The organism is Hydrogenovibrio halophilus DSM 15072 (genome assembly GCF_000384235.1).
Lineage (GTDB): Bacteria > Pseudomonadota > Gammaproteobacteria > Thiomicrospirales > Thiomicrospiraceae > Hydrogenovibrio > Hydrogenovibrio halophilus.
On record NZ_KB913033.1, the window covers coordinates 259575 to 283085 of the forward strand.

Annotated in this window: 25 protein-coding genes; all 25 read right to left on the reverse strand. The window is 49.5% G+C overall.

Annotated elements, in window-relative coordinates; translation table 11 throughout:
* Window position 1: 1 nt before the first annotated feature.
* On the reverse strand, window positions 2-901 hold the full coding sequence (locus A377_RS0101280; protein WP_019894275.1) for a methionyl-tRNA formyltransferase: 900 nt from the start codon (window positions 899-901) through the stop codon (window positions 2-4).
* Window positions 898-2091, reverse strand: a complete 1194-nt coding sequence (gene neuC / locus A377_RS0101285; RefSeq protein ID WP_019894278.1) for a UDP-N-acetylglucosamine 2-epimerase — start codon at window positions 2089-2091, stop codon at window positions 898-900. Before neuC ends, A377_RS0101280 begins: the two co-directional genes overlap by 4 nt.
* Window positions 2084-3121 (reverse strand): N-acetylneuraminate synthase, encoded by a 1038-nt coding sequence (neuB, locus tag A377_RS0101290; protein WP_019894279.1) that lies wholly within the window; start codon window positions 3119-3121, stop codon window positions 2084-2086. The genes neuC and neuB overlap by 8 nt, the downstream gene beginning before the upstream one ends.
* Window positions 3118-3762 carry an acetyltransferase gene (locus tag A377_RS0101295; protein ID WP_028485165.1) on the reverse strand — a complete coding sequence of 215 codons (645 nt, stop codon included), beginning with the start codon at window positions 3760-3762 and terminating at the stop codon, window positions 3118-3120. The genes neuB and A377_RS0101295 overlap by 4 nt, the downstream gene beginning before the upstream one ends.
* Window positions 3759-4052 carry a type II toxin-antitoxin system RelE/ParE family toxin gene (locus tag A377_RS0101300; RefSeq protein ID WP_019894282.1) on the reverse strand — a complete coding sequence of 98 codons (294 nt, stop codon included), beginning with the start codon at window positions 4050-4052 and terminating at the stop codon, window positions 3759-3761. Before A377_RS0101300 ends, A377_RS0101295 begins: the two co-directional genes overlap by 4 nt.
* Complete coding sequence (locus A377_RS0101305) at window positions 4052-4288, reverse strand: hypothetical protein (protein WP_019894283.1); 237 nt, start codon at window positions 4286-4288, stop codon at window positions 4052-4054. Before A377_RS0101305 ends, A377_RS0101300 begins: the two co-directional genes overlap by 1 nt.
* Before the next feature lie 35 nt (window positions 4289-4323).
* On the reverse strand, window positions 4324-5472 hold the full coding sequence (locus A377_RS0101310; protein WP_019894284.1) for a LegC family aminotransferase: 1149 nt from the start codon (window positions 5470-5472) through the stop codon (window positions 4324-4326).
* A 122-nt stretch (window positions 5473-5594) separates the two neighbouring features.
* Complete coding sequence (locus A377_RS0101315; protein WP_019894285.1) at window positions 5595-6587, reverse strand: NAD-dependent 4,6-dehydratase LegB; 993 nt, start codon at window positions 6585-6587, stop codon at window positions 5595-5597.
* Window positions 6588-6604: 17 nt separating this feature from the next.
* Window positions 6605-7651, reverse strand: a complete 1047-nt coding sequence (locus A377_RS12615; RefSeq protein WP_019894286.1) for a 6-hydroxymethylpterin diphosphokinase MptE-like protein — start codon at window positions 7649-7651, stop codon at window positions 6605-6607.
* An 85-nt stretch (window positions 7652-7736) separates the two neighbouring features.
* Window positions 7737-9104, reverse strand: coding sequence for a CDP-glycerol glycerophosphotransferase family protein (locus A377_RS0101325; protein WP_083919055.1), 1368 nt, complete (start codon window positions 9102-9104; stop codon window positions 7737-7739).
* Window positions 9105-9118: 14 nt separating this feature from the next.
* The gene (locus tag A377_RS0101330) at window positions 9119-10447 is read right to left on the reverse strand and encodes a CDP-glycerol glycerophosphotransferase family protein (protein ID WP_169338002.1); all 1329 of its coding nucleotides are present in this window, start codon (window positions 10445-10447) and stop codon (window positions 9119-9121) included.
* Between the two features lie 140 nt (window positions 10448-10587).
* On the reverse strand, window positions 10588-11016 hold the full coding sequence (gene tagD / locus A377_RS0101335; RefSeq protein ID WP_019894290.1) for a glycerol-3-phosphate cytidylyltransferase: 429 nt from the start codon (window positions 11014-11016) through the stop codon (window positions 10588-10590).
* Window positions 11013-12050 (reverse strand): pseudaminic acid synthase, encoded by a 1038-nt coding sequence (gene pseI / locus A377_RS13190; protein WP_019894291.1) that lies wholly within the window; start codon window positions 12048-12050, stop codon window positions 11013-11015. Before pseI ends, tagD begins: the two co-directional genes overlap by 4 nt.
* A gap of 3 nt (window positions 12051-12053) precedes the next feature.
* Complete coding sequence (locus tag A377_RS13195; protein WP_028485166.1) at window positions 12054-13403, reverse strand: class I adenylate-forming enzyme family protein; 1350 nt, start codon at window positions 13401-13403, stop codon at window positions 12054-12056.
* Between the two features lie 2 nt (window positions 13404-13405).
* Window positions 13406-14119 (reverse strand): SDR family NAD(P)-dependent oxidoreductase, encoded by a 714-nt coding sequence (locus A377_RS0101350; RefSeq protein ID WP_019894293.1) that lies wholly within the window; start codon window positions 14117-14119, stop codon window positions 13406-13408.
* Window positions 14116-14412 carry a hypothetical protein gene (locus tag A377_RS0101355; RefSeq protein WP_019894294.1) on the reverse strand — a complete coding sequence of 99 codons (297 nt, stop codon included), beginning with the start codon at window positions 14410-14412 and terminating at the stop codon, window positions 14116-14118. Before A377_RS0101355 ends, A377_RS0101350 begins: the two co-directional genes overlap by 4 nt.
* On the reverse strand, window positions 14409-14942 hold the full coding sequence (gene pseH / locus A377_RS0101360) for a UDP-4-amino-4,6-dideoxy-N-acetyl-beta-L-altrosamine N-acetyltransferase (RefSeq protein ID WP_019894297.1): 534 nt from the start codon (window positions 14940-14942) through the stop codon (window positions 14409-14411). Before pseH ends, A377_RS0101355 begins: the two co-directional genes overlap by 4 nt.
* A 3-nt stretch (window positions 14943-14945) precedes the next feature.
* Window positions 14946-16025 (reverse strand): UDP-2,4-diacetamido-2,4,6-trideoxy-beta-L-altropyranose hydrolase, encoded by a 1080-nt coding sequence (pseG, locus tag A377_RS0101365; protein WP_019894298.1) that lies wholly within the window; start codon window positions 16023-16025, stop codon window positions 14946-14948.
* A gap of 42 nt (window positions 16026-16067) precedes the next feature.
* A complete protein-coding gene (locus A377_RS0101370; protein WP_157760670.1) occupies window positions 16068-17045 on the reverse strand; it encodes a hypothetical protein in 978 nt (325 codons plus the stop codon).
* Window positions 17038-17742: a pseudaminic acid cytidylyltransferase gene (gene pseF, locus A377_RS0101375; RefSeq protein ID WP_019894300.1), complete on the reverse strand. Its 705-nt coding sequence runs from the start codon at window positions 17740-17742 to the stop codon at window positions 17038-17040. Before pseF ends, A377_RS0101370 begins: the two co-directional genes overlap by 8 nt.
* Window positions 17739-18890 carry a UDP-4-amino-4,6-dideoxy-N-acetyl-beta-L-altrosamine transaminase gene (gene pseC / locus A377_RS0101380; RefSeq protein WP_019894301.1) on the reverse strand — a complete coding sequence of 384 codons (1152 nt, stop codon included), beginning with the start codon at window positions 18888-18890 and terminating at the stop codon, window positions 17739-17741. The genes pseF and pseC overlap by 4 nt, the downstream gene beginning before the upstream one ends.
* Before the next feature lie 13 nt (window positions 18891-18903).
* Window positions 18904-19902: a UDP-N-acetylglucosamine 4,6-dehydratase (inverting) gene (gene pseB, locus A377_RS0101385; RefSeq protein WP_019894302.1), complete on the reverse strand. Its 999-nt coding sequence runs from the start codon at window positions 19900-19902 to the stop codon at window positions 18904-18906.
* Between the two features lie 187 nt (window positions 19903-20089).
* Complete coding sequence (locus A377_RS0101390; protein WP_019894305.1) at window positions 20090-20950, reverse strand: HDOD domain-containing protein; 861 nt, start codon at window positions 20948-20950, stop codon at window positions 20090-20092.
* 153 nt (window positions 20951-21103) lie between these two features.
* Window positions 21104-22414 carry a murein transglycosylase domain-containing protein gene (locus tag A377_RS12620; protein WP_019894307.1) on the reverse strand — a complete coding sequence of 437 codons (1311 nt, stop codon included), beginning with the start codon at window positions 22412-22414 and terminating at the stop codon, window positions 21104-21106.
* 67 nt (window positions 22415-22481) lie between these two features.
* Window positions 22482-23507 (reverse strand): flagellar hook-associated protein FlgL, encoded by a 1026-nt coding sequence (gene flgL / locus A377_RS0101400; RefSeq protein ID WP_019894308.1) that lies wholly within the window; start codon window positions 23505-23507, stop codon window positions 22482-22484.
* Window positions 23508-23511 lie beyond the last annotated feature (4 nt).

Consider the following 23511-nt stretch of genomic DNA (forward strand, 5'->3'; position numbering starts at 1 on the left):
ATCAATCCATATATGTCTCGGGCGTAAAGTCCAACGCCGGTTCTGCCTGTTTCAACTTCAGCATGCCATCATAGGCCTTGACAATCGGTTGTCCATTCTGCAAAGCGACAATTTTGCCGGGTTCATGATACGCAACTTCGCTTTCTATATAAGGCCAATCAACACTTTCCACCTGCCAAACGATCAACTCGGTGCCACCATAGCTTGTTGTTGCACCAGGATATGGATGGTGCAAGGCGCGTACCAAATGATCAATGGCTTGCGTCGACATACGCCAATCGATCTGCCCATCTTTTTTTGAACGTTTACGCCAGTGATTGCCCTCTTGAACCGCTTGTGGCTTTGCTTGAACCTGATCAGATTCAAGTTGATGATACAGGTCAGTCAACAGCGGACTCGCAAAAGACGTTACTTTATCATACAAACTTTGTGCATCATCCTTTGCATCAATGAGGATTTCAACCTGGGCCAGAATGTCACCGCTGTCAGCGCCTTCATCCATTTGAAAAAAAGTGAGCCCAGTTTTTTTCAACCCAAGTGCCAAGGCCCAAATCAAAGGGTGACGTCCCCGGTTGTATGGCAATAATGACGGGTGCGCACCAATCACCCCTTTGGGCGCGAGATCCAATAAAGGACGTTTGATCAGTTGAGACCAGCCCACACAAAAAACCACGTCCGGTCGACGTTGTTGAATCCAGTGCAACGTTTCTTTCGAGTTAATATCTGTAACTCGCTTGAAGCACCAGCCATGATAATCGGACAGCGACTCAAGATCAGCATAGTCGGAATAACGGCTCGGGTCAGACGTGGTCACCACGCCAACAATGTCAGCGCCCGCTTTACCCAAGGTTTCCAGACAATGCAAACTGAAGTCCACTGCACCAATGACCAGAACTTTCATCTCTCCCCCCGCTCTTTCGGCCAGTCATAAAATCCTTTCTTCAATAACCAGGCCTGGTCATTCAAGGGCAGACTTTTCAGTTGTTGAATCATTTTTTCTGCTGTTTTTCCCTCACCGTATGGATTGCGTAAACCCGACAGAGTTCGATTAAATGCATCAGATCGGGCCGTTTCTATGGCTTGTTCAATCGCCAGACAATCACATGCGACGCGCAATACGTTCTTGCCCGTGACTCGTCCTTGTTGACGCGTTCCTATATCAACCACCGGTTTTTTAAATGAAGCAGATTCAATGATACCGCTTGAGGAATTTCCCAGCACCACGGCGCAATGGTACATGGCGCTTAAATAACGTTGCTGTCCCAGCGATTTAATCAAACGGAACTGCTCGGGGGTTTCTTGTTGCATGTCCAAAATAGCTTGATAGACTTTTCCACCACCCGCATCCATATTAGGCATTGTGATCAACGTTTGCATCCCGCTGTGTTGCACCGCTTGCAAGATAGTTTTCATTTCACCATAGGCCGAGGCCTGATCATTTAAAGTCACTGGATGGTAAGTCAGCAGAATCGTTGGTTTTGACCAGTCAAGGTCGGTTTGCTCAGACAGGGTTTGCCTGGAAAGCAACGCCATATCGGCAATATTATCGAGACCGATGGCACCGACATTGAAAACCCGGTCCGGCTGCTCACCCATCTGAATGACGCGATTGGCATAATCCGCATGGGAAACGAAATGCAACGCAGCCATTTTGGTCAAACTGTGACGTACCGCATCGTCAATCAGGCCGAATGTGGCTTCGCCGCCATGAATATGCGCAATCGGCAAACGATTCAACATCGCCGCCATGGCCACCGACAGCATTTCAAAACGGTCACCTAAAATCACTAACAAATCAAAATAGTGTGCCTCAAACAACGAAGAAAACCCATCCAAAGCACGCCCGCAGGCCGAACCCAGTTGCGCTGGTCGGTCGCCTTCAATCCGCATGTCTACTGTCAACAATGGGTCAGTGCCTTCGTTTTTCAAAACTTCCAACGTATGACCCTGTTCTTTCATCAAATGCGCGCCGGTCGCAATCATGGTTGGTTCAAATGCCACATCGGCTTTGAGTTTTAACCACAAGGGTCTTAACAGACCGTAATCCGCTCGACCACCTGTGACCACTGCAATACGATAAGGTTCAGGCATAATCATCTCTCTGTATCGGATCATTGGTGGCCAAATTTCGACTGGCTGACCGCCCGATCAATTCATCCCAGTATGTGGCTTCCAGCCCATGGTCAGAGCGCTTTAAGGTGATGTTTGTTTCTGTCAAACTTTCACCGGCTTGGATGCCACAGGCAGCAACAATGCGTTTTCGCACTACCGCACGATTGCCCGATTCGGAAAATGAGGGCTCTTTTATCCCATCGCCCAGCGCCTGTTCAATATGGCGAATGCTTTGAACCATGTCTTTGAGCGCAGCCGGTTCCAAGCTGGCCTTATGGTCGGGGCCGGGCAGGTTTTTGTCCAGGGTAAAATGCTTTTCAATGACTTGAGCCCCCATTGCCACCGCCGCAATCGGCACCTCGATCCCTTGCGAGTGGTCGGACAGGCCGACGGCCACCTCAAACCGCTTGGCCAAAGTGGGCATGGCCCGCAGGTTCACCTCTGAAAACGGGGTCGGATACGCCGAGGTCGCATGCAGAATGGTCAGGTGGTTTTTGACCAGGCCTGCCTGCAAAAGCGTCTGTACCGCGTATTCGACTTCCGCCAGACGACTCATGCCAGTCGACAGAATCGTCGGTTGATTCAAACGGGCGATTTGCCGCAGATACGGCACTGACAGCAGTTCACCGGAAGGGATTTTCCAGCGTTTCATCCCCAGTTGATGCAGGAATTCGATGCTGGACGAATCAAACGCGGTGGACATGAATTCGATGTTTTGTTGCTGGCAATGTGCCCACAGCTGGTCATGGTCGGACTCGGACAGTTCCAGTCGTTTGAGCATGGCATACTGGCTTTCTCTGACCCCGGTGTTCCGGGTCTGGTAGTCGGCTTGATCGGCCGCTTCGGTGACCAGTTCTTCGGTTTTGAAGGTCTGGAATTTGACCGCATCGGCACCGGCTTCGACCGCCACATCAATCAACCGTTTCGCCAGGTCGAGGGAACCATTGTGGTTCACCCCCGCTTCGGCAATGACGAAAGTGGACGGGTTGGCGGCTCGGTCCTGATTCATAATCCTTCCACTTGATTCAGTTCACGTCCCATATCAACGTAACAACCGGGGCTGGCAATGTCTCGGATAATGCGTGCGCCGGCACCGATGATCACATTGTTGGCGATTTGAACGCCTTGTTTGATCATGGCTCCGCTGCCAATCAGGCAACCATGCCCGATCTGGACATCGCCATTGACGATGGCACCAGTGGCAACATGGGTGTGATCGCCAATCACGGCGTCGTGCTCGACCAGGGCTTTTGAATTGACGATGGCATTGCGTCCGATTGAGGCGCCACTGTTCACCAGCGCGTGATGCATGACCACCGAACCCGCTCCGATCCGGGCATGGGGCGACACATAGGCCAGTGGTGACACCAGGCCTGGTTGTATAAATCCTAACTGATTAAGCAGATCGAAAAGTCTGACTCTATGCTCAGCTGATGCAGTCTGCCCGACCGTCACCAAAGCAACTTCATAGGTCTTTCTTAAATCAGGCAAATCCTCATCCGAACCAATCACCGGATAACCTGATACTTCGGTCACGCTTGCATCGATACGGTCAATAACGCCTGCAATCTGCCAATCATTGGTTTGCTCGAGGACATCGATACAGGATCGGCAATGGCCACCCGCGCCAAGAAGCAGTAGTTGTTTCATAAACTCAAATGCCTTGCAGGGTCTTGACTGCCATGTAAAATTCTGGCGATCAATATCTTTTTTGCATCCAAGCGATAATAAATGACGTGACTCTGATGCACTAATCGACGATAACGCTGTTTAATGTCAGAAATGTCCTGTCCCAGCTCTGGGTATATCTGCAACTGCTCACATTGTTCAATCACGTCTTGAAAATATTTTTCAGCTTGATTGACGCCAAATTGTTGAGCACTGTACACATAGATATCTTCCAAATCCAAAACCGCGAACTCTGAAAGCTCATACTTCATTAATTTTGCAGTCTGTTCATTGCTTTTTGTTTGATCTGAGCCACTGTCATTTGGCTTGGGGTATTGGCCTTTGGATCAGACAGAACCGATTTCAAAGCCAGAACCGCTTTTTCTTTCCGGCGTGCCTCTTCAATGAGTTCGATTAAATAATCGTTCAGGCGTTCGGGATGACCGTTTAAATGCTGTTGTAAATAGTCACCAATTTCGTCAGGGAGTTCTATTGTCTGCTTGTACATTTGTTTCACCCATTCATGTCGTCTGCATCTGCTGCTTATCTTACACTGCTTGGCAGGTTGACCAAATGCTCAGATAAATATTGAGCGTTATTTTGAGGCATGGCCAAACAGTCTTTAAACATGGGCAAGGTGTTGAGCAATGTCCAGGCAGGCCTGGTCATCACACCTTGGTTGTTGGCATATTCTAAAAAATTTTGTTGTTCTGCCTGATCTTTTAACAATATCGCATTCAGCCAAAAGTTTGAAGCCGCATTGGGAGGCTCTGAAACAAACGCAACCTGATTGCTTTGGCACCAGGCCTGGTACTTTTGAGCCGTCTCTCGCTTATTTTGAATGTAAACCTCAAGCTTTTCCAGTTGCGCGCACAGCAAGGCGGCATTGAGATTGGGCATGCGATAGTTGTACCCAATCTGGTCGTGATTGAATGCCCACTTGTGAGGGACTTTGGCTGTGGTAGTCAAATGCCTTGCTTTTTTGGCCAGTTGTTCGTCTTGAGTGATGATGGCCCCGCCACCGCCCGCCGTGATGATTTTGTTGCCATTAAAGCTGATCGCGCCCAATAAACCAAAGGTCCCGGTGTGCTGATTTTGGTAAACACTGCCCAGTGATTCGGCCGCGTCTTCTACCAGGGGAATGCACCATTTTTCACAAATCGCTTTAATTCTGTCTATTTCACAAGGGTGGCCAAACGTGTGCATGGGCACACAGGCGGAAATACGGTTTTGGGTGTGTTTGTTAAAGCATTGTTCATCTTTGACAAAGGCGTATTGCGACAAAAAATCCGACAGGGATTCGGCGGACAGCCCGAGGGTTTGTTTGTCTACATCCACAAACACCGGGCTGGCACCGCAATAAGAGATGGCATTACAGGTGGCAATAAAACTCAATGCCTGAGTAATGACTTCACTACCGCGTTCAACCCCCGCTAATAAAAGCGAAACATGCAGTGCCGCCGTCCCATTGACGGTCGCGATGGCGTACTTTGCGCCAGTATAGTCAGCGATTTGCTTCTCAAACTGGTCCACATAAGGCCCCACACTGGAGACAAACGTGGAATCAATGCAATCCATCACCAGCTCTTTTTCACGCTCATTAAACCGTGGCTCGTGCAATGGCAGAAACGCTTCGCACTGGTACATTTCCTGAATATAGGCAACAAGATTTTTGAGTTGCGGTCTAAGCATGACACGTGACCCACTCACAGCTGATCCATTTCATTTTGACCGAAACCGGCAAGAGAACACAGTCGTCCGGCTGCTGGTAATGGGTTCGAATCAATGTCTGCAGGGAGGACCAGACCGATGGATCAGACATTGTATTGACCTGCCTTGTAACGCGCGAGGTTGTCGGATTGGGTAAACCAGTCGATGGTCTGTTGCAGTCCCTGTTCCAGAGACGTACCCGGCTCAAAGCCGGTCAAGTCAATCAGTTTTCGGTTGTCGCCCCACAGCCGGAACACTTCGGAGTCCTTGGGGCGCAGTCGCTGTGGGTCCTGCACAAACTCGACGTCCGAGTGCATCAGGCGCTTGATCGTGTCCAGCGTTTCCTGAATGGACACCTCAAAGTTGCTGCTGATGTTGACCGTTTCGCCAATGGTCTGGTCGGTGATCATCAGCGCCATCATCCCCTGACAGGTATCGCTCACATAATTGAAATCGCGGGTTGGTGAGGTGTCACCCAGCTGAATTTGCGTCATGCCGCTGGCAATCTGACTGATGATGGTGGGAATCACCGCACGCGCGGATTGGCGCGGGCCGTACGTATTGAATGGCCGGGCAATGGTGACCGCAAAACCGAAGGCATGGTAGTAAGACATCGCCATCGCATCCGCACCGATTTTGCTGGCGCTGTAAGGCGACTGCGGCTGCATCGGGTGGTCTTCGTCAATCGGCACCCGTTGCGCCGTACCATAGGTTTCAGAAGTGGAGGTATGCATAAAGCGGCGCACGCCCTGATCTTTGGCCGCCTGCACCATGTTCAGGGTGCCGTTGACATTGGTTTCCACATACGAGTTCGGGGCGACATAGGAATAAGGAATCGCGATCAACGCGGCCAGATGAAAAACGGTGTCGATGTTTTGACAGAGGCTTTGACACAAAAACGGATCACGGACATCGCCGCTGACCACTTCAATCTGTTCGGCGACCGGACTGGCATCCAGCCAGCCCCAGGAATTGAACGAGTTGTACAGAACCAAAGCGCGCACATTCGCGCCAGCACTGACCAGCGTCTCGACCAAATGCGAGCCGATGAACCCGTCTGCACCTGTGACCAATACATTTTTTCCGAGCCAACTCATGCCAGTTCCATTTAATTTCATTTTAAAAATTGAGAAAGTGATTCAAAATCCACAGAATCAATTCCCATCCCCCACAAAGGGCCTGCATCATAACACTCAACACCGCCTGCTTTCGCTGCCTCGAGCGCTAATGAAATACCATGGTTTTGCCTTTGTATGCGTTCCTGTAAAAACGACTGGGTTAAATGTGACTTTTTATCAGGATAGTATCCCTTCATAAAGTGCATCTCTGATTGTTTTTTTCCATAATCCTGATCAACACCAATAAAATAAATACGCTTCACTCCCATATAGACTGCCATGTAAACCATGGGGCTGATAACGGATAACCCTTTAGGTAGCCCATATTGATATGGATCGATAGAGTGCTGACACAACCGATAACTTCTGGGATAAAAAACCGTATTTGAGTGATCAAACTGACAGGACTTGAGATGATTAGGCACGATCTTCATCCCTTTTAGACGATCAATTTCTCTTTGCCAATACAAAGGGGCGTTTCGATCCACCATAAAATAATAATCAGGATCAAATCCCTCCAGCTGACAAATACCATTGCACCCCATTACAACTGCATTTTTAATGCGTCTTGGATCTGTTTGATTCAAACTGGGACCATTACCCACGATAAAAGCGGATTCATTGATATGTTTATTTTCGAGAGAATCAAAAGAAACCTTCTCGGAAGGCGTCACATCATACTCCAAGGCCAAGCATTCAGAGTTTGGAATCGAGAAAACCGGTGCTTCGATTGAATGCTTCAAAAGCAGGTCGGCCTGAAACTGAGCATTGGCCAAGCTGCCTAAAATGACAAAGTTTACACTAGATTCTTTTAACTCAGCCAAGGACTTGACTGGAACAGTTCCAATAAAAGTTATACTGGGGTTAGAGGCAACGTAAACACCATTTTTAAAACCCAAAGCATGAAGCTGACCCATTACTTCTTGACAATAAGAAGTAGTACCAAAAACAGCATAAAAAACCTGATATTTTTTAGCCTGTGTTATTTCTTTGAGCCATAAGTGAATGGCCTTCTGCGAACGCTCTTTCAGACTTAAAGCCATATAAACGACACCTTGTAAATATGTTCGAGCTTAACTTGGATATTTATCTTCGGTTTCTTCGGTGCAAATTTGTGGAATATTCGGCTTAAGAAATCATTCTTTCTATGAGTTCCCTGACTCTTAAACTCGATTGATTGTCTTGATAAAAATGGGTGCTTTCCGCCAATTTTGAACGGCTTTTTGAGTGAAACCCGGGCCTTTCAAAGGAATGCAAGCATGTATGTTGTAACTGCTCCTGAGAAGAAACACTGACTCCCGGTGACCAATCGTCATTGGGTTCAACTAAAAAACCTCGATTGTGTTCGTAACGCTTTTGGTCAGTCCGGACAAAAATCATCGGTTTGTCGAGCAATAAATAATCGAAATAAACCGAGGAATAATCGGTAATGAGCAGATCTGTCGCAGGCAGCAACTCGTACAAATCGATTTTATGCTCCGATAGTTTTTCTTCATCCAGCATCACCAGTCGATCAGACCACCCAATCATCTCCTGCAAAAGCCCCGCATTGACATCCCAGGGGTGAAACTTCATAAAAAAATAAAAGTCATTTTGCTCTAGAAACGCAATAAACGCTTCAATATCAAACGCAGCAAACCCAAATAGCTGGCTGGGCACTTCTCCATTGTGATACCCATATTTGGATTGCCTGAATGTTGGGAGATAAACAATGCATTTTGCAGATTGGATGTCGACACCTGTGATGGTTTGTAGTTTTTCTTTTGCATTGGGTTCAAACAACAAATCATTGCGTGGCATGCCTGTCACTGTGTAATAGCTGGAGTCGAGTCCATAGCAGGCATTGATAAAGGTATTGTACAGCTGGCCGTAGGATGTCACTGCATCATAGGCTTTCCATGGCTGCACATGACGTTTTTTTGCCTCTGATGTCATCGAAACATTCATCAATCCCAGGGTTTTCAGTGGAAATCCGTGCCACAGTTGCACTGTTTTGCGTTGCGCCAAGCCATCTCTGGCGTGCGTATGCACCGTCACTCGACTGCGCAGCATGTGATTAAAAAAATTATTCGATTTTGCGTCTGTCACCTGATAGTCGAAATCCTGCATACACCCCATTCGATGCAGGGCAAAGGTATTTGAACCAGAATAGTTCTCAACCACCAAATTGACGTCCGTGTCCACTTCGTCACACGCCGGGTCAACCGGTATCAACTGATAACCCGATGAAAACAGCTCAAAAACATAAAACACCTGGCTCATATAGGGCAGAATTTGCTGCACTATCTGCAGTGAAAAATTGGATGCAATCACTAGAGTGGTGTTTCTGGCGTAGTGGCGTTGATAGTGGTCAAACCCGATGATTTTTCTTTGTTGCAGCTGGGTGCCCTGTTTGCTGGCATCATTGTCCACAAACGCCACCACATCATGGTGTTGTGACAAATGTTGCCATGCCATTAAACCTTTATTAGACGCGCCAAAGATAACGATTTCCATAATGCCTGCCCGATTTAACTGTGTGCATCCACTGCCTGAAGCAATCGCTCACTCGCTGATGTTTTGGATGAAGCCGACCCGAACAATTGTTTTCTCAGGGTCTGTCTATCTGTCGCCCACGCATCAGATGAAAGTGACTCATCAAGCGTGCGAATCAATTGATCGGTCTCTGGTGCATAAACTTTGGGCCCCGGTGTGAAGTTTTCAAAATCATACGTCCACCCCGATTTGTTTTCAGTGTAAGCCTCAAAATCATAGCAATAAAAAACGATCGGCTTGTCCAACAATAAATAATCAAAATACACCGAAGAGTAATCCGTCACCAAGGCATCCGTGTACGGCAACAATGAATAAATATCTTCTTGTGCAGGGTACAGCCGAATGTGCTTGAGCCGAAGGCGCGCCAAAACAGATTGGTAATGTGCTTCCACAAAGGGATGCAGTTTGATCAACATCACCCACCCTTCTTGGGCACAATGACGATCTAAGGCAACCCAGTCCAATGGTATTTCCTGAAAACCAAATCCATCCACGCCCACATCATACTCACGATGGGTGGGCATATAGACCAGCACTGTCTGCCCTTGCGCACACTTGTCTTTCACCCATTGAATCAGCGCCGGTTCTGATAACAATGCATCCCGTTCAATCAAACCTGGCGTGAGCAGGTCATTTCTGGGATAGCCGCTGTGAATTACATTTTTGTGTTCAAACAACCCACCCAGGCTGGTTTGGGTGACATACTCGGTTGTGGAAACCAGCAGGTCGTAGCAAATGTTCTTTTGCGCACTCAATCGTTTCAATGGAATGCCGTGCCATATTTGCACCGTTTTTTGCTGATGCCCGAAACAGGGAAAATATTCGGTGTGGTTGGCTTGATCCTGTATCAACCAATAGGCTTTCGCCATTGCCCAGAGACCACGCCAGCCACCCAACCAAACCACAGGCAAGTCGGCCGCTTTAAGCGTTTGATAAGCTTGTTTATTCTCAGTCAGTAAAACCACGGGGCGACGGTGTTGCAGACAATACAAATAAAAAGCCTTGAGATTGCTGCCAACAAACCCTTTGGCAATCAATGCCATTGTTTGACGATCTCTGCCCAACCAATCAAACCATCGGTTAAGCCATTGCAGGCATGTCAACTTCAAGGTCTGATACATCTCACCTCGACGCTGACGCCGTATCTGGTTGTGATCATAAAAACGGTATTGATAAGCCTCGATCTGCACTTTCACCAGCTGAGACAATGACACCTTGTGTTTCAGGTCACGGTAAAGGCTGTCAAAATGATTGGGCGAGAGAATCAATACCCAGTCAAAGGCGTGCGCTTTGATTTGATCCAAAGAAAACACATCCGATCCGGTTTTGTAATTGTCCAAATACCCCAGTATTTTCAGGGTCGGTTCATGCGCTTGCAAGGCGTCCGCCAAGGCTTTTGAGGTGGGCGACAAAGGAGCGATCAGTATGCGCTTGCCCGCGAAATTCATGGCAACAGCCCTTGCACACCATGCTCAGTCAGAAACTGATTGAGCGATTGTTTCAGCTCGGTCGTGGAAACATCCTGCGTGCGCGGGAGATACACGACCTCACAATAAGGCTTTAAAAAATCAAATGCCCCCTGCCAGTCATTGCCCATGGCAAACACATCCACCTGATAGCGCTCAATATCATGTTGTTTTTGCTCCCAACTTTGCTCTGGCACCACCTGATCCACGCAGGCAATATTGGCAACGATTTCTGCTCGCTGATCATAAGGGATGAGCGTTTTTTTGTTTTTGAGCGCATTAAACTCATCGGTGGAAACCGCCACAATCAATCGATCTCCCAGTCTGGCCAAACGCTGCAACAGACGCAGGTGCCCGATATGAAACATATCAAATGTGCCATAGGTGATCACGATCCTGTTTTTCATTGGAAATACTCCCAAGCCGTTGCCTGGCCTCGTAAAACCGCTTGGTTCAATCTTTTGCCGACAAGGCCGGGCTGATGTTTGGGTGCCAGTCCTTTGCCCGGCCGAATGCTTTGAATATCCTGTTCCGTGACAATATGCCCGTTGGGCAGGTCCCGCACAAAATAAAGTGAACGACGGTGTTGTACAGAAACGGCTTCGCTGGCCGTATTCCCATAATGCACATGCCCGAGTGCTTCCCAGGCTGTACGGCTGGCATGGCATAATGTCCCGAGTTCGCCGGGTTCAAGAGAAAAACTGTCATCCGGTCCCCCTGCGGTTCGATCCAGAGTAACATGCTTTTCAACCAGACTGGCACCCAGCGCAACACTGGCAATGGCGGTGGTATTGTCCAGGGTATGATCTGACAAACCGACCGGCACCTCAAAACGCTGTTGCATGTCCGCCAAGGTACGTAAGTGATATTCATTTGCCGGCGCCGGATAACCACTGACACAATGCAACAAGGCCAGTTCTTTGCAACCGGCATCACGTGCTGCGACAACTGCTTCCTCAATTTCTTCGAGGCATGCCATACCAGTCGAAATGATCATGGGCTTGCCCGTTCGCGCCACATAAGCGATCAGGGGCAAATCCACCGCTTCAAAACTGGCAATCTTGTAGGCTGGTGCATTCAAATCTTCCAGCAGGTCAACGGCTGTCCGGTCAAAAGGCGAACTGAAGATGGTCAAGCCCAGTCTGCGTGCATAATCAAATAAAGGCGCATGCCATTCCCACGGCATATGCGCCCACTCATACAGTTCATACAGGCTTTTGCCTTCCCACAGACCATCTTGAATCATAAACTCGGGGGTACGCATATCCATGGTAATGGTATCAGGGCGGTAGCTTTGCAGTTTGACTGCATCGGCACCGGCTTTTTTGGCCGACAGGATGATCTGATACGCGCGTTCAATGTCACCATTGTGGTTGGCAGAAAGCTCGGCAATCACATAGGGCGGGTGTTCTGGTCCAATAGAGCGTTGGTCTATTTGCATAGGTCAGCTGAGCCTTTTCTTTTTAAAGCGGTCGCCGAAATGCGTCTGGTCAACAAACTCGATTCTGGCCGGAATCTTAAACCGCGAAAGACGTGCGCGACAATGCTGGCGCAGCAGGCGTCTGACCGATTTTGGATCTGCCTGCGGTGCCAGCACAATCTGGGCACAGACCATTTCTCCGGTAATGGCGTTTTCAGCGCCGTAGACCATACAGTCTGCAATCAAATCCAGTTCAAACAAAACTGACTCAACTTCGGCAGGCAAGACCTTTTCGCCACCGACGTTGATCATTTCCTTGATGCGCCCTCTGATGCGCAAATAACCATCCTCCGACACCTCAACCAGATCGCCTGTCCGAAACCACCCATCCTCTGTAAAATCATCCATGGGCGCATTCAAGTACCCCATTATCTGAGTGTCACTTTTGAGCCATAATTCACCATCAACCACTCTGGTTTGCACGCGGGGGTCATCCAGCTTCATCTCCAGACTGGCCGATGAACGACTGGTTGTCTGGGCAATGCCGGTCTCTGAAGTCCCGAATGTTTGCAGAAGACGGGTTTTGGGAAAGGCCTTTTTCAGTTTTTGCAACAAACTCTCTGGCATGGATTCGGTGCCGTAGGTAATCATTTTCAAAGAGCGCATATCAAAGCGCTCATGGACCTTTGCCATCAACATCAGATTCAAAAAAGTGGGGGAAGCAGGAAGCACATGAATGCGGTGTGCTTCAATCAACTTCGCCACAGCTTCCGCATCACGCGCTTGCACCAGTACGATTCTGGCACCCATGGCCAAACTGTTGAGCAGAGTATTGAGTCCCCCGATGTGGTCAAACATCAGAAACACCAGCATATTTAATTGCTTGGGTTTTTTACCCTGAACACTGTCAACCAGCCTGGCCAGATTATGCACCATACCTTTGGGTTCGCCAGTGCTTCCACTGCTGAAAAGCACCAGGCCTGGTTCTTTTTGGGTGCGCAATGCGTTAATCATTGGTTGAGATGAATGACTTTCTGCGGACGCGAAAGGCGTCATGTTGAGCGTTTCTCCATTCAGTTCAAGCACCCAGTCGGCGTCCACCACGGCCAGACGTTTGTCTATTTCAGCCTGCCGGGTCGAGACAATAGGCACTATCACAGCCTGTTTTTCGTACAAAGCAAAAAACAATGCCACCGCATAAAAATTGTAATCAGACAGGATGGCCACCACCTGACCTGCGTCTATGGTTTTGCTCAGATGTCGGCGAAAGCTTTGAATCTGGTTCACCAACTCATGATAGTCAAACGTTCCCCGTTCATCGACTATGGCAGGTTTGTCTGCGAAGCTCTGTAAGTGCGTAAGCCAATCAGTCATGATCAAACCACTCCGCCTAAATAAAGGGTTTGCCCGGTAATAAAATCACTGTGCTCGCTGTTAAAGAAATCGACCACATTGATCACATCAGCCACTTTGCCATACCTCACAATGGCCTGCCGATCCAATAACGCCTGTAATTTCTGTTCAGGAACATGCTTTATCAGATCGGTTTCAATTGGCGTAGGACCGATGGCATTAACTCGCACGCCAAACTGAGCCAGCTCTTTCGCCGAGACTCGGGTCAAACTTTCAATCGCGGCTTTGCTCGCCGCGTAGACAGCTTCACCCGCCAGGTCGAGCGCCACTGCGACCGTCGTATAATTCACGATGGACCCGCAGCGTTGACGCATCATCAGCTTGGCCACTTCTCGACTGAGTAAAAAGGTGCCAAAAAAATTGGTATTCATCACCGACTGTGCCTGAGCGTAAGGGGTCGTCAGAAAATGGTTCATGGCAGCTATTCCGGCATTATTGAGCAGATAATCAATCCGTCCATGCCTTTTTCTGACGCTTCGCACCATCTGAATGACCGCTTTTTCATCGGTGACATCCAGTTCATAATGCTCATAACGGTCGTGACTGATCGTGCCATGCCCTCGACTGCACCCCACAACAACACTCTCACCCTGGCTAAGATAATGCTCGGCAAGGTGTTTGCCCAATCCTTTGCGAGTACCGGTGATCAGATAAATCCTGGGAGTTATGGCGTTCATGCTGATGTTTTGGCCTCATCCAACAGGGTCTGTGTGTACTGAGTCAGTGTCTTGACGCTGCGAAATGGCGATGTGTTTTGGCTCATGGCCCGTTCGTCTGCCAGCGTTATGGCGAGGTCCCACTCCTCACTGATTCGCGCTTCCAAATCCGTTACCAAAAACACAATGCCCATACTGTCCAGATTCCGACCAAACAACGGCGTTTCCAAATCGGCATTCACAAGCGCCTTGTTTTCTTGATCGGATCCCAGCTCTCTGACCACCTCCAACACCAAGTCTGAAACCTTATTCATCCATGACTTCCTTTGTTCTTTTCTATCACATTGCTTAGTACAAGCCTCACAACACCGTTTGTATCAGTTGGAGCAGGTCTGAAACCAAAACGTTGGTGCAATGCAATCACATTTTTATTCTCTTCCAGCACTTCAGCAATCAAAGCGGTGAACTGCCGTTGGTCAAACCCATAATAAATCAACGCATTTTCCAGTATGAACGCCGCCATCGGGTGCGTGCTTTCCAGGTTGGAAAACATCCCCACATAAGCGCTTTGTGCTTGCTCATCGGCATCAGTAACGTTGATTGCACCCAGTATCTTATCCTGGTACAACACCAGAAAATGCTCGGTGTCCGTCCGCTTTGACAGACGGTTGATAAAATGAAAATGCTCGGATTCGGTGATCGGATCGTGATCAAACATTTTTTTTCTGACGTCAGGGTGGTTGCGCATTTTCAAAACCGCCAACAACGCCTCATGACTCAGGTGTGTGTAGTTTTTCAGCACAACCTGCCCAAACTTTGGCATGTCAATCGTGACGGTTTTCATGGTTCACATTTCCTGTAATACTCTTTGCACTCCCCGCCCATCACAAATGCCTGAAGCATGCTGACTTACCGATGGCATCCAACCGGACGCCCGGATTACCAGGCCTGACAGTTGCGACAGCGAATCAATGGACTTGGCTGCTTTCGCTTGAGCCAGATGTTTTGCAACCTCTTTCTGGTTATCGGCAATCACCAGCTGAACTGTAGGCAAGCCCAGACAACAGCGCTCCCATGACGTTGCCCCCGCTGCGCCAATGGCCATATCCACCTGACTCATCAGCCGGGCCATATCCTGCACATTGGTCCTGACTTGCACCGACAGTGGCAAGGTTTCTGCCAGAGTACGCACCTCATCAAGATGGGGTGCCTTGCTGCCCATTACTACGATAACCTTCAACGTCAAAGGAACATCGGACAAACACCTCAAAACCTGAACGGTGACGTTATTTCGATCCACCCCGCCAAGGGTGACCAGAATCGTTCTGACCTGGCGAACCTGTTGTCGTCTGGCCAGGCTCAAAGGCCGCCACTGTGCAAACTCCGGCCTTAACAGTGCATAGTCTGTGCCAAGAAGCATGCGACAGGTTTCAGGCACCAACCGTGAATACTTTGCGGGCCTTGCACCATAATTCTGATCCAGCAACAGATCACACTGGTGTTTCCGATCGCCCAGATCGTCAATCACCATCAGCTTCCTGCTGGTCGATTGCAATGCTCTTTCCCATCGCAGATCCAACGCATAATGATCCACCACCAGCCAGTCCGGGCGCAACCTTTGCAGGATTGACCGACACTGCGTCACTTCACGAGACAGAGTCGTCTCCAACCATGACGCATGATAAAGCATGGACAGGCCTGTGTCAGTATCTGTACCTGCTTCTGAAGACAACGGAATCCAGTCGGGGTCTGCGGGCAGCTCTGTCACCTCAAAACCTTTGGCCTGAATCAAATCAATCAGATGTCCCACGTGCGCACGGCAAATAAAATGAACACTTGCCCCGGTCGCTTCAAGCGCCTCGGCCAGAGTCAAACAACGCATCACATGCCCGGTCCCGATCTCGATGGACGCATCCACACGAAACACTACCAGTGGCCTTGAATGACAGAACGTATGCAGCATTAGAAGTCAGGAAGAATATTCAAGTGGCACTCGTGCAAGATAAATCTGACTGTTGGCCAAACCCGCATCGTCTTGAGGCGTCGAATAATAACTGATCCACAATACCCGATCGTATTCAACCATACCGGCGTAGCTGCAGTCACCCTCGGCAGGCAGGCTACCCAAAGGGATCAACGCAGCACGATCCGGATCCACCTCCGCCACTTCCAGCCGCACCAACTCATGTTCGTAATCGATCACCCGATAGACCGCAATCAGAGTTCCATCACTCAAGGTAATCAGTTTGGGTCCACCAATCGCCTGGTGTAGTGTTTGCCAATACCAATCATCAAACGGTGGCTTTGCTGTGCCCAGCATGGCTGAACAGCCGCCTTTCTGATCACAACGCAACAGACAGACCAACAGATTGTGCCGGGAAGCCAGCGTGGCTTCATTAAAATAAAGGCGTTGCGCAGGAAAAAAAGGCGTGACCCAGTCCTGCCAGTGCAAACCATCCGCTGAACGGGCCAGTACACCCTGGTTCGCCTGTCCGGTATAAGCCACCGTGTAAACAAAATCGCCATGACGATGCGGCATCCAGCGCCAGCGACATGCGGCGGACCTGTCGACCACAGGCGCCAGCCAGATCTGCTGACTGGAGTCAAAGCGCCACCCAGCCGAAAAAAAGCTGCAACGGGGCTGCACGCGGACTGCCAGGCGAATGCCGGCATTGAGTACCAATTGCCCCTGTGCATTCACCACAAAATGCGGGTCACGCAAATCTCCACCAACCCAGGACAAAGTCCAGCGCACAGACCAATTACTGCCATCGACCGAAGACATGATTCGAATCCGGCCATCATAGCTCATGTGGGTCCGCCCTTCGCGAAAAGCGCAAAACCAGATTCCGTCAAACCGGATCAAATCGGTAAACGCACAATGCCCATCACTGGCGTAAAGCCGAAAATAATCCAATGAGGCCAATACAGGTATTAACTTAGCCACCTTGGTTCAGCTCCACGCCGTGAACGCGGTAAAACGCTTCGGCCAGCGCCCAATCTTCCGGGGTGTCGACATCGTGTGCCAGATGATGTGGCAGGACAAATGGCCAGGTAGCATCAGAATGAATCGGGATTTTTTCTGCCAACGCAACAGGGTCGCAAAAATAAAACATTCCGGCATCATAAAAAGTGTTGGGTAAATCCTGGGTGCGCAAACCGCGAAATTCCGGCCAGACACTACCGACACGCCCATCCGGCAAAGCCTTCAAAGCCCGATAAGGAGAGGAAGGAAACTCAGCCACACTCATGCAATAAGACGCCTGCGAAAATAACCAGGCCTGGTAAGCCTCTTTCAATAAAGGTGCCGTAACAAAAGGCGTAACCGGATACAAACAACACAGCTGATCAATGGCCACACCCTCCTGTTCAAACCGGTTGATGACATGCAAAAGCACGGCTCGGGTACCGGTGTGATCATCAGCCAACTCTGCTGGACGCTTGAAAGGCACGCTGGCCCCCATGGCCACGGCCACCCTGGCAATTTCATCGTCCTCGGTTGACACCACCACCCTATCAAACACCCCCGAAGCCAACGCAGCCTGAACGGGATACCCAAGCACAGGCTGACCTGCAAACGATTTGATATTTTTGCGGTGAATGCGTTTACTCCCGCCTCTTGCTGGAATCACACAAATCTTCACGCCAATGCCTCCTCCAGACAATCAACCACCCACTGTTGCTGGGAAAACGTCAGTTTGGGGTGCAAAGGCAAAGTCAAAGTGCGCCGATACCAGTCCTCTGCCTGAGGGAAATCTCCCCAGTCAAATCCGAACTGACGGTAAAAAGGTTGGGTATGCACTGGAATGTAATGCACATTGACGCCAACGCCTTTGCCTCTCAGACGGGAAAATACCGACGTCCGCAGCCCCGGGTCATCGAACAGTAACGTAAACAAATGCCAGGCTGAGCGCCCTTGCCCATGTTCGACGATGGACTGCACTGGCAAACATGACAGTTTTTTTTGATAGTGTGTAACGCGCTGACGGCGGAATTGTACAAAATCTTCGAGCTTGCTGAGCTGACTCAGACCCAGCGCCGCCTGCAATTCCGTCATGCGATAATTCAGTCCCAGCATCACCTGCTGGTATCCCCAAGGGGTTTCGTCAACAGGTTCCGTCATTTGTGAACGATCACGGGTCACGCCATGACTGCGCAGCAACCGCATGGTTTCAACCAGGCCTGGTTGATTACTGGTGGCGACGCCTCCTTCACCGGTGGTCAGTATCTTGACCGGATGAAAACTGAACACCGTCACATCCGAAAACTGACAGGCACCCACTGGTCTGCCAAGATAACTGGCACCAATCGCATGTGAAGCGTCTTCGATGATGTAAAAACCGTATTGCTGGCCCAACTGATGCAGTCGCTGCATATCACAGGATTGACCGGCAAAATGCACTGGCATCACAATTTTAGGCATGCGGCTGTCTTTATTGGCTTGCACCAGCTTCTGCTCCAAAGCATCCATAGACATCAAACCGGTATCAAGGTCAATGTCAACAAAATCCACCTTGGCACCGCAAAGCTTCCCTACATTCGCAGAGGCGACGAACGTATTGGGTGACGTCCAGAGCCAGTCGCCCTCACCCAACCCAAGCGCCAGACAGCTCAGATGTAATGCCGAAGTGGCACTGTTGACCGCCACTGCAAATCTGGCCTCAACCCGTTCAGCCAGGGCCGATTCAAAACGGGGCAAAACAGGACCCTGAGTCAGAAAATCAGATTGCAAAGCCGCCACCACGGCATCAATGTCATTTTGATCAATGGACTGAGTTCCATATGGAATCATAGATACCCCAATGTTAACCGATGCACTGATCCGCCAGCTTCAGGAACGCTTCGGGCGACAGCCACTGTTCATTGGTGCCCGAGTTGTATTCAAATCCCGTGGTGACCGGCTTGCCAATTTCGCCCAATGCATTAACACCAAACTCGGTTTTATTGGAAAACTGAATGGTAGGCGTGATCACATAATGATCATTAAATTCCAGCGTCAAATGACTGTCATCCGCCGGGCACATGATTTCATGCATTTTTTCACCCGGACGAATGCCCACCACGTTTTGGGGCACACCGGGTGCCATGGCGGACGCCAGTTCCGTGATTTTCATGGAAGGAATTTTGGGCACAAAAATTTCACCACCCTGCATACGCTCAAAGTTTTTGAGCACAAACGCCACGCCCTGAGGCAGGGTAATCATAAAGCGGGTCATGTCCGGGTGGGTGATGGGCAGATGATCGGCCCCCTTCTCAATCAAGCGTTTAAAAAAAGGCACGACCGAACCGCGCGAACCGATCACATTGCCATAACGCACGACTGAAAAGCGGGTGGGCTTGTTTCCAGCCACATTATTGGCAGCCACAAACAACTTGTCAGACGCCAACTTGGTGGCACCATACAGGTTGACCGGATTGGCGGCTTTATCCGTAGAAAGCGCCATCACTTTTCTGACATTGTTTTCCAAAGCCGCCTGAATCACATTTTCGGCCCCATTGATATTGGTCTTAATGCATTCCATGGGATTGTATTCCGCTACTGGAACATGCTTAAGTGCGGCCGCATGAATCACATAGTCAATGCCGTTCATTGCCATTTTAAGACGCTCGCCATCACGAACATCGCCGATAAAGTAACGCATGCACTTGTGATCGAACTCCTGTTGCATTTCGTATTGTTTCAGTTCATCGCGAGAAAAAATGACGATTTTTTTAGGTCGATACTGCGCCAACAAAGTGCGTGTGTACTCTTTGCCGAAAGATCCGGTCCCCCCGGTAATCATAATGGACTGATCATCAAACATGTCATTTTCCTTAGAGACGTGCCGACACAAACAAAGAGCCGCACGACAACCGCACCATGCCAGAACCGAACTCAAGCAATACAAAACATGCGCTTCCTGCAAAAAACAAGGAAACACAATTGTTCTTTATTGTAAGGGGAAACCTGCCTGGTTACCACTCAAAGAACCTGTTCAAAAGGCATTCACTTCAGTGACTGGCGACGACCAGCCCGGTCGAGCCAAACTTTCGAACCATCGACTCTGCCGCTCGCAAAGCCGTATCAGGCAGGGCCAAATGCTCAAGAGCCACACTTCGGTATGCTTTAAGCTGAGAATGCACAAACTCTTCGTCCTGGGTATCCAGCACAATATAGGTGGCTACCATGATCAAAGCAGCCAAATGACAAACCTTGGGATGATGACTGGCAACACAGGCAAAGTTCTGATCATGATGCAGCAAAATGGCCTTTGCCACATTGTCATTCACGTGCCATTTTTTGGCCAGAACCAGTCCCATGTGTGTATGAGAAGTTCCAAGCAGCTCAAGCTCCCGGTCATGAGCATCAAAAGGTTGGGTGGTTTGAGGTTCGTAAAGGGCTCGGTACCCTTCTTTGTCACGGCGATACAGATACACCACGCCGACATGATGAAACAACCCTGCCATGTAGGCTTCAGTCCGGCTGACGTCCTGAACCCAGTAGCTGAGTTCGGCTGCTGCCAACCCGACTTTGACGGAAAAAGACAGTAGCTCCCGCTCGTAATAATCATCGGCCAAATGTTTTTTGATGGCCGTACAGGCATACAGATTGCGAATCTCCTCCATACCCATCAAGTGAGTGGCGGTACGCGCATCCCTGATCGGTTCCTTGCAGACAACCACCTTATTGGCAACGTTAATAAAATCAGCCAGCATTTCCGGATTCTTTTCAATAATATGAGCGACCGTGACAATATTGGAAAATTTTTTTTCAATCTCCTCGTTCAGCATCACAAGCTCAACCGGCATATCAGGTACAGACATGGATTTAATAATCGCCTGAGCGGTGCGAATATGTTCGTGCAATGCCATATAATTAATCACTCTTATTTCTTGGCGGCTGGGGAAAGCCGCCCTTTTCATGTACACCTTTGGTGGTTATTCTAATAATTCTAGCGTTGAAACCCAGTTCAGACCAGACAATCCAGTTTTCCGGCAAAAAAATACTCGGGGTTTTGACCCATATCAACTTTTCAGTTTGCCGTCTGTGTGCAGCAGGGACTGATAACGGTTGCGGGCTTTTAACACCTTGTCAAGATACTGACGGGTTTCACTGGAACCATGCTGATACCGCAAGGTGCGGTAAATCTGTTCGGGAGAACGCCGGTTCATCTGTTTCAGCGCCCGGGCACGGTCGGGACCAAACAGATCCATAACAGTTTTAATGCCACCGTTGTAAGCGGCAATTACCAGCATTTCCCGGCTTTTCGGGTTGTTGACTGGCTGTAAATACACTTCGCGCAACATCCATAAATAAGCCGTCCCCATACGAATATTGTTTTCGGAATCAAACAATTCATTCAATGTAGGCTGACCATGCCTGGCGTCCACATACTCAAACACATCTCGCCCTGCCGCTTCTGGTTTGAGCTGCATCAGACCAATGGCATTGGACTGACTGACTGCCAGAGGATTAAAGTGGCTCTCAGTTTCCATCACGGCATAAATCAGAGCGACATCAACGTCAAAGGTTTGCGCGTACCGTCGTACCGTGGGTTCAAATTGCCTTGCCCGTTCAGAAAACCGGATGGATTCCAGCGGAATTTCAATGCTGATCACCCCGGTCTGCTCGTCCCGATATTGTCGGTTCTGCAATAAAAAATCGGCGTAATCATGTGCCTGAGCCGGGTAACGGACAGGCTCTCCATGATGATCCAGGATGCGCTGATAATAATAAGGCGTCTGCGCCACGTTGATTGACGAGGACGCCAGCAACGTTTCTTCTTTTGGACGGGTTGGAGACAGAAACAAACGGGCCAAAGCCTTTTTCATTACTTTTGAAGAGGTCTGGGGCGGCACAAATGACAACTCCAGCCCATGCTCGTATTCTGTCAACAGAGGCGTCAGAACGGGTGAAGGAACCGGATCCGGCCCGGGGTCTGACCGATTGTCTGAAAATGATGAGCGGGGGGGGTCCGGACGCCTGTGCGCTTCGATCACCCCTTGATCATTCTGTTCATTGAGCACCTCATCATCTGGATGATACACCGCATTTTTTGGCTTTGCCGCCGGCATCGACGGATGGTTTGACGTTACCGGTATCACGGTTTGTTGCGACTGAAGGGCCGAAGGGGCCGAATGCACCTTTGACGGAAGCTGTGATGAAGCCGCCGCCAATTGCCTGGCCACCTCCTCTCGTGTCGGGAAAGGTCGGGATGGCGTTTTATCAGAAAAATGCAAAGCCAACCAGCCCAGCAACGGCTGAGAAGTTTGTGTCAGCATGACGCCACTCAGCAGGAAACTGCCAGCCAAGCCAATTGCCCACAATTTCAGCATTACATTGCCTCTTACACGAATTGGTCCAACCATGTAGAGTCTTAGCAAACAACAGGCCAACCACAGATTACTGGATGTAATTGAACAACGTCATGCCCTGTACTTTGGAAAACACCTGCTGCGAGACTTGCAAAGCCGTCTGATATTGGGTCAAATCCGAAATGCCCTGCACCAGATCTTTGTCTTCAAGTTTTCCACGACGTTCCTGCAGACTCACAGAGTAACGCTCCCCGGCCTCTCTCTGGGCATCAATCCGATTGACACGGCTCCCAACGTCCGAGACCTGTGATTTCAGCGTATCAAGACCGGCATCCATATCATCCGCAATCGCCCCGAAATGCTTGGTTTCCCCTGAAGCCAGATCCTTTTGAAACTGCACCATGGTGTTAAGCAGGTTCGCATCGACCTCAATCGGATTGCCATTGACGTCTTCAACGTCTTGCAAGGCGTTAGCACCAGATTTCAACACCTGAGCGCCATTGTCCGACACACGCACGCGACTGTAATCCCCCTGGTCATTGGCATTGAGCTTATGGTCACTGTCATAAGCAATTTGCACAAAGCGCCCACCAAAATTTGCCAAAGGCTTTTCTTCCGCCCCGGCATTATGACTGCCGATATAGGCATAATAATCCGGGTTATCGGGGTCCTTTACGAACGCCTGGTCCGCTTTCACCCCACCGGCAAACATCAACTCGCCTTCACCATTGGTTGTGTTCATCAGGTTGGCCAGCTGCTCGGTTAACTGCGCCACTTCGACCGACGCATTTTTACGGTCGGCTTCGTTATAGGTTCCGTTGGAGAACTGTATCGCCAGTTCACGTGCGCGCTGGGTCAGATCAACCGCGGAACTTAGCTGCGTTTCCTGACGCTCCAGCTGGGAACGTGCATAATCACCATTTTTTTCATATTGTTCAATCGTTTTTATCGATTGATTCAGCCCGTGGATTTGCGACAGTGCGACTGGGTCGTCACTCGGTTTATTCACCCGTTTACCGGTTGTAATCTGCTCCTGCAAGTCCACAATGGCTTTTTGATTTTTGCCAATCGCAGAAAAGCTCTGGGTATTGAATTGCTCTGTCGAGACACGCATAACC

Excerpts from the sequence above, each read along its gene's own strand:
- neuC (WP_019894278.1), bottom strand. The coding sequence starts at position 2,091 with ATGCCTGAACCTTATCGTATTGCAGTGGTCACAGGTGGTCGAGCGGAT.
- tagD (WP_019894290.1), bottom strand. The coding sequence starts at position 11,016 with ATGAAAAACAGGATCGTGATCACCTATGGCACATTTGATATGTTTCAT.
- pseH (WP_019894297.1), bottom strand. The coding sequence starts at position 14,942 with ATGAAAACCGTCACGATTGACATGCCAAAGTTTGGGCAGGTTGTGCTG.
- A377_RS0101280 (WP_019894275.1), bottom strand. The coding sequence starts at position 901 with ATGAAAGTTCTGGTCATTGGTGCAGTGGACTTCAGTTTGCATTGTCTG.
- A377_RS0101325 (WP_083919055.1), bottom strand. The coding sequence starts at position 9,104 with ATGGAAATCGTTATCTTTGGCGCGTCTAATAAAGGTTTAATGGCATGG.
- neuB (WP_019894279.1), bottom strand. The coding sequence starts at position 3,121 with ATGAATCAGGACCGAGCCGCCAACCCGTCCACTTTCGTCATTGCCGAA.
- A377_RS0101315 (WP_019894285.1), bottom strand. The coding sequence starts at position 6,587 with ATGAGTTGGCTCGGAAAAAATGTATTGGTCACAGGTGCAGACGGGTTC.
- flgL (WP_019894308.1), bottom strand. The coding sequence starts at position 23,507 with ATGCGTGTCTCGACAGAGCAATTCAATACCCAGAGCTTTTCTGCGATT.
- A377_RS0101295 (WP_028485165.1), bottom strand. The coding sequence starts at position 3,762 with ATGAAACAACTACTGCTTCTTGGCGCGGGTGGCCATTGCCGATCCTGT.
- A377_RS0101355 (WP_019894294.1), bottom strand. The coding sequence starts at position 14,412 with ATGAATAAGGTTTCAGACTTGGTGTTGGAGGTGGTCAGAGAGCTGGGA.
- A377_RS0101305 (WP_019894283.1), bottom strand. The coding sequence starts at position 4,288 with ATGTACAAGCAGACAATAGAACTCCCTGACGAAATTGGTGACTATTTA.
- pseI (WP_019894291.1), bottom strand. The coding sequence starts at position 12,050 with ATGCAAATAGACCAACGCTCTATTGGACCAGAACACCCGCCCTATGTG.
- A377_RS12615 (WP_019894286.1), bottom strand. The coding sequence starts at position 7,651 with ATGGCTTTAAGTCTGAAAGAGCGTTCGCAGAAGGCCATTCACTTATGG.
- A377_RS13195 (WP_028485166.1), bottom strand. The coding sequence starts at position 13,403 with ATGACTGATTGGCTTACGCACTTACAGAGCTTCGCAGACAAACCTGCC.
- pseC (WP_019894301.1), bottom strand. The coding sequence starts at position 18,890 with ATGATTCCATATGGAACTCAGTCCATTGATCAAAATGACATTGATGCC.
- pseB (WP_019894302.1), bottom strand. The coding sequence starts at position 19,902 with ATGTTTGATGATCAGTCCATTATGATTACCGGGGGGACCGGATCTTTC.
- A377_RS0101350 (WP_019894293.1), bottom strand. The coding sequence starts at position 14,119 with ATGAACGCCATAACTCCCAGGATTTATCTGATCACCGGTACTCGCAAA.
- A377_RS12620 (WP_019894307.1), bottom strand. The coding sequence starts at position 22,414 with ATGCTGAAATTGTGGGCAATTGGCTTGGCTGGCAGTTTCCTGCTGAGT.
- A377_RS0101310 (WP_019894284.1), bottom strand. The coding sequence starts at position 5,472 with ATGCTTAGACCGCAACTCAAAAATCTTGTTGCCTATATTCAGGAAATG.
- A377_RS0101390 (WP_019894305.1), bottom strand. The coding sequence starts at position 20,950 with ATGGCATTGCACGAACATATTCGCACCGCTCAGGCGATTATTAAATCC.
- A377_RS0101300 (WP_019894282.1), bottom strand. The coding sequence starts at position 4,052 with ATGAAGTATGAGCTTTCAGAGTTCGCGGTTTTGGATTTGGAAGATATC.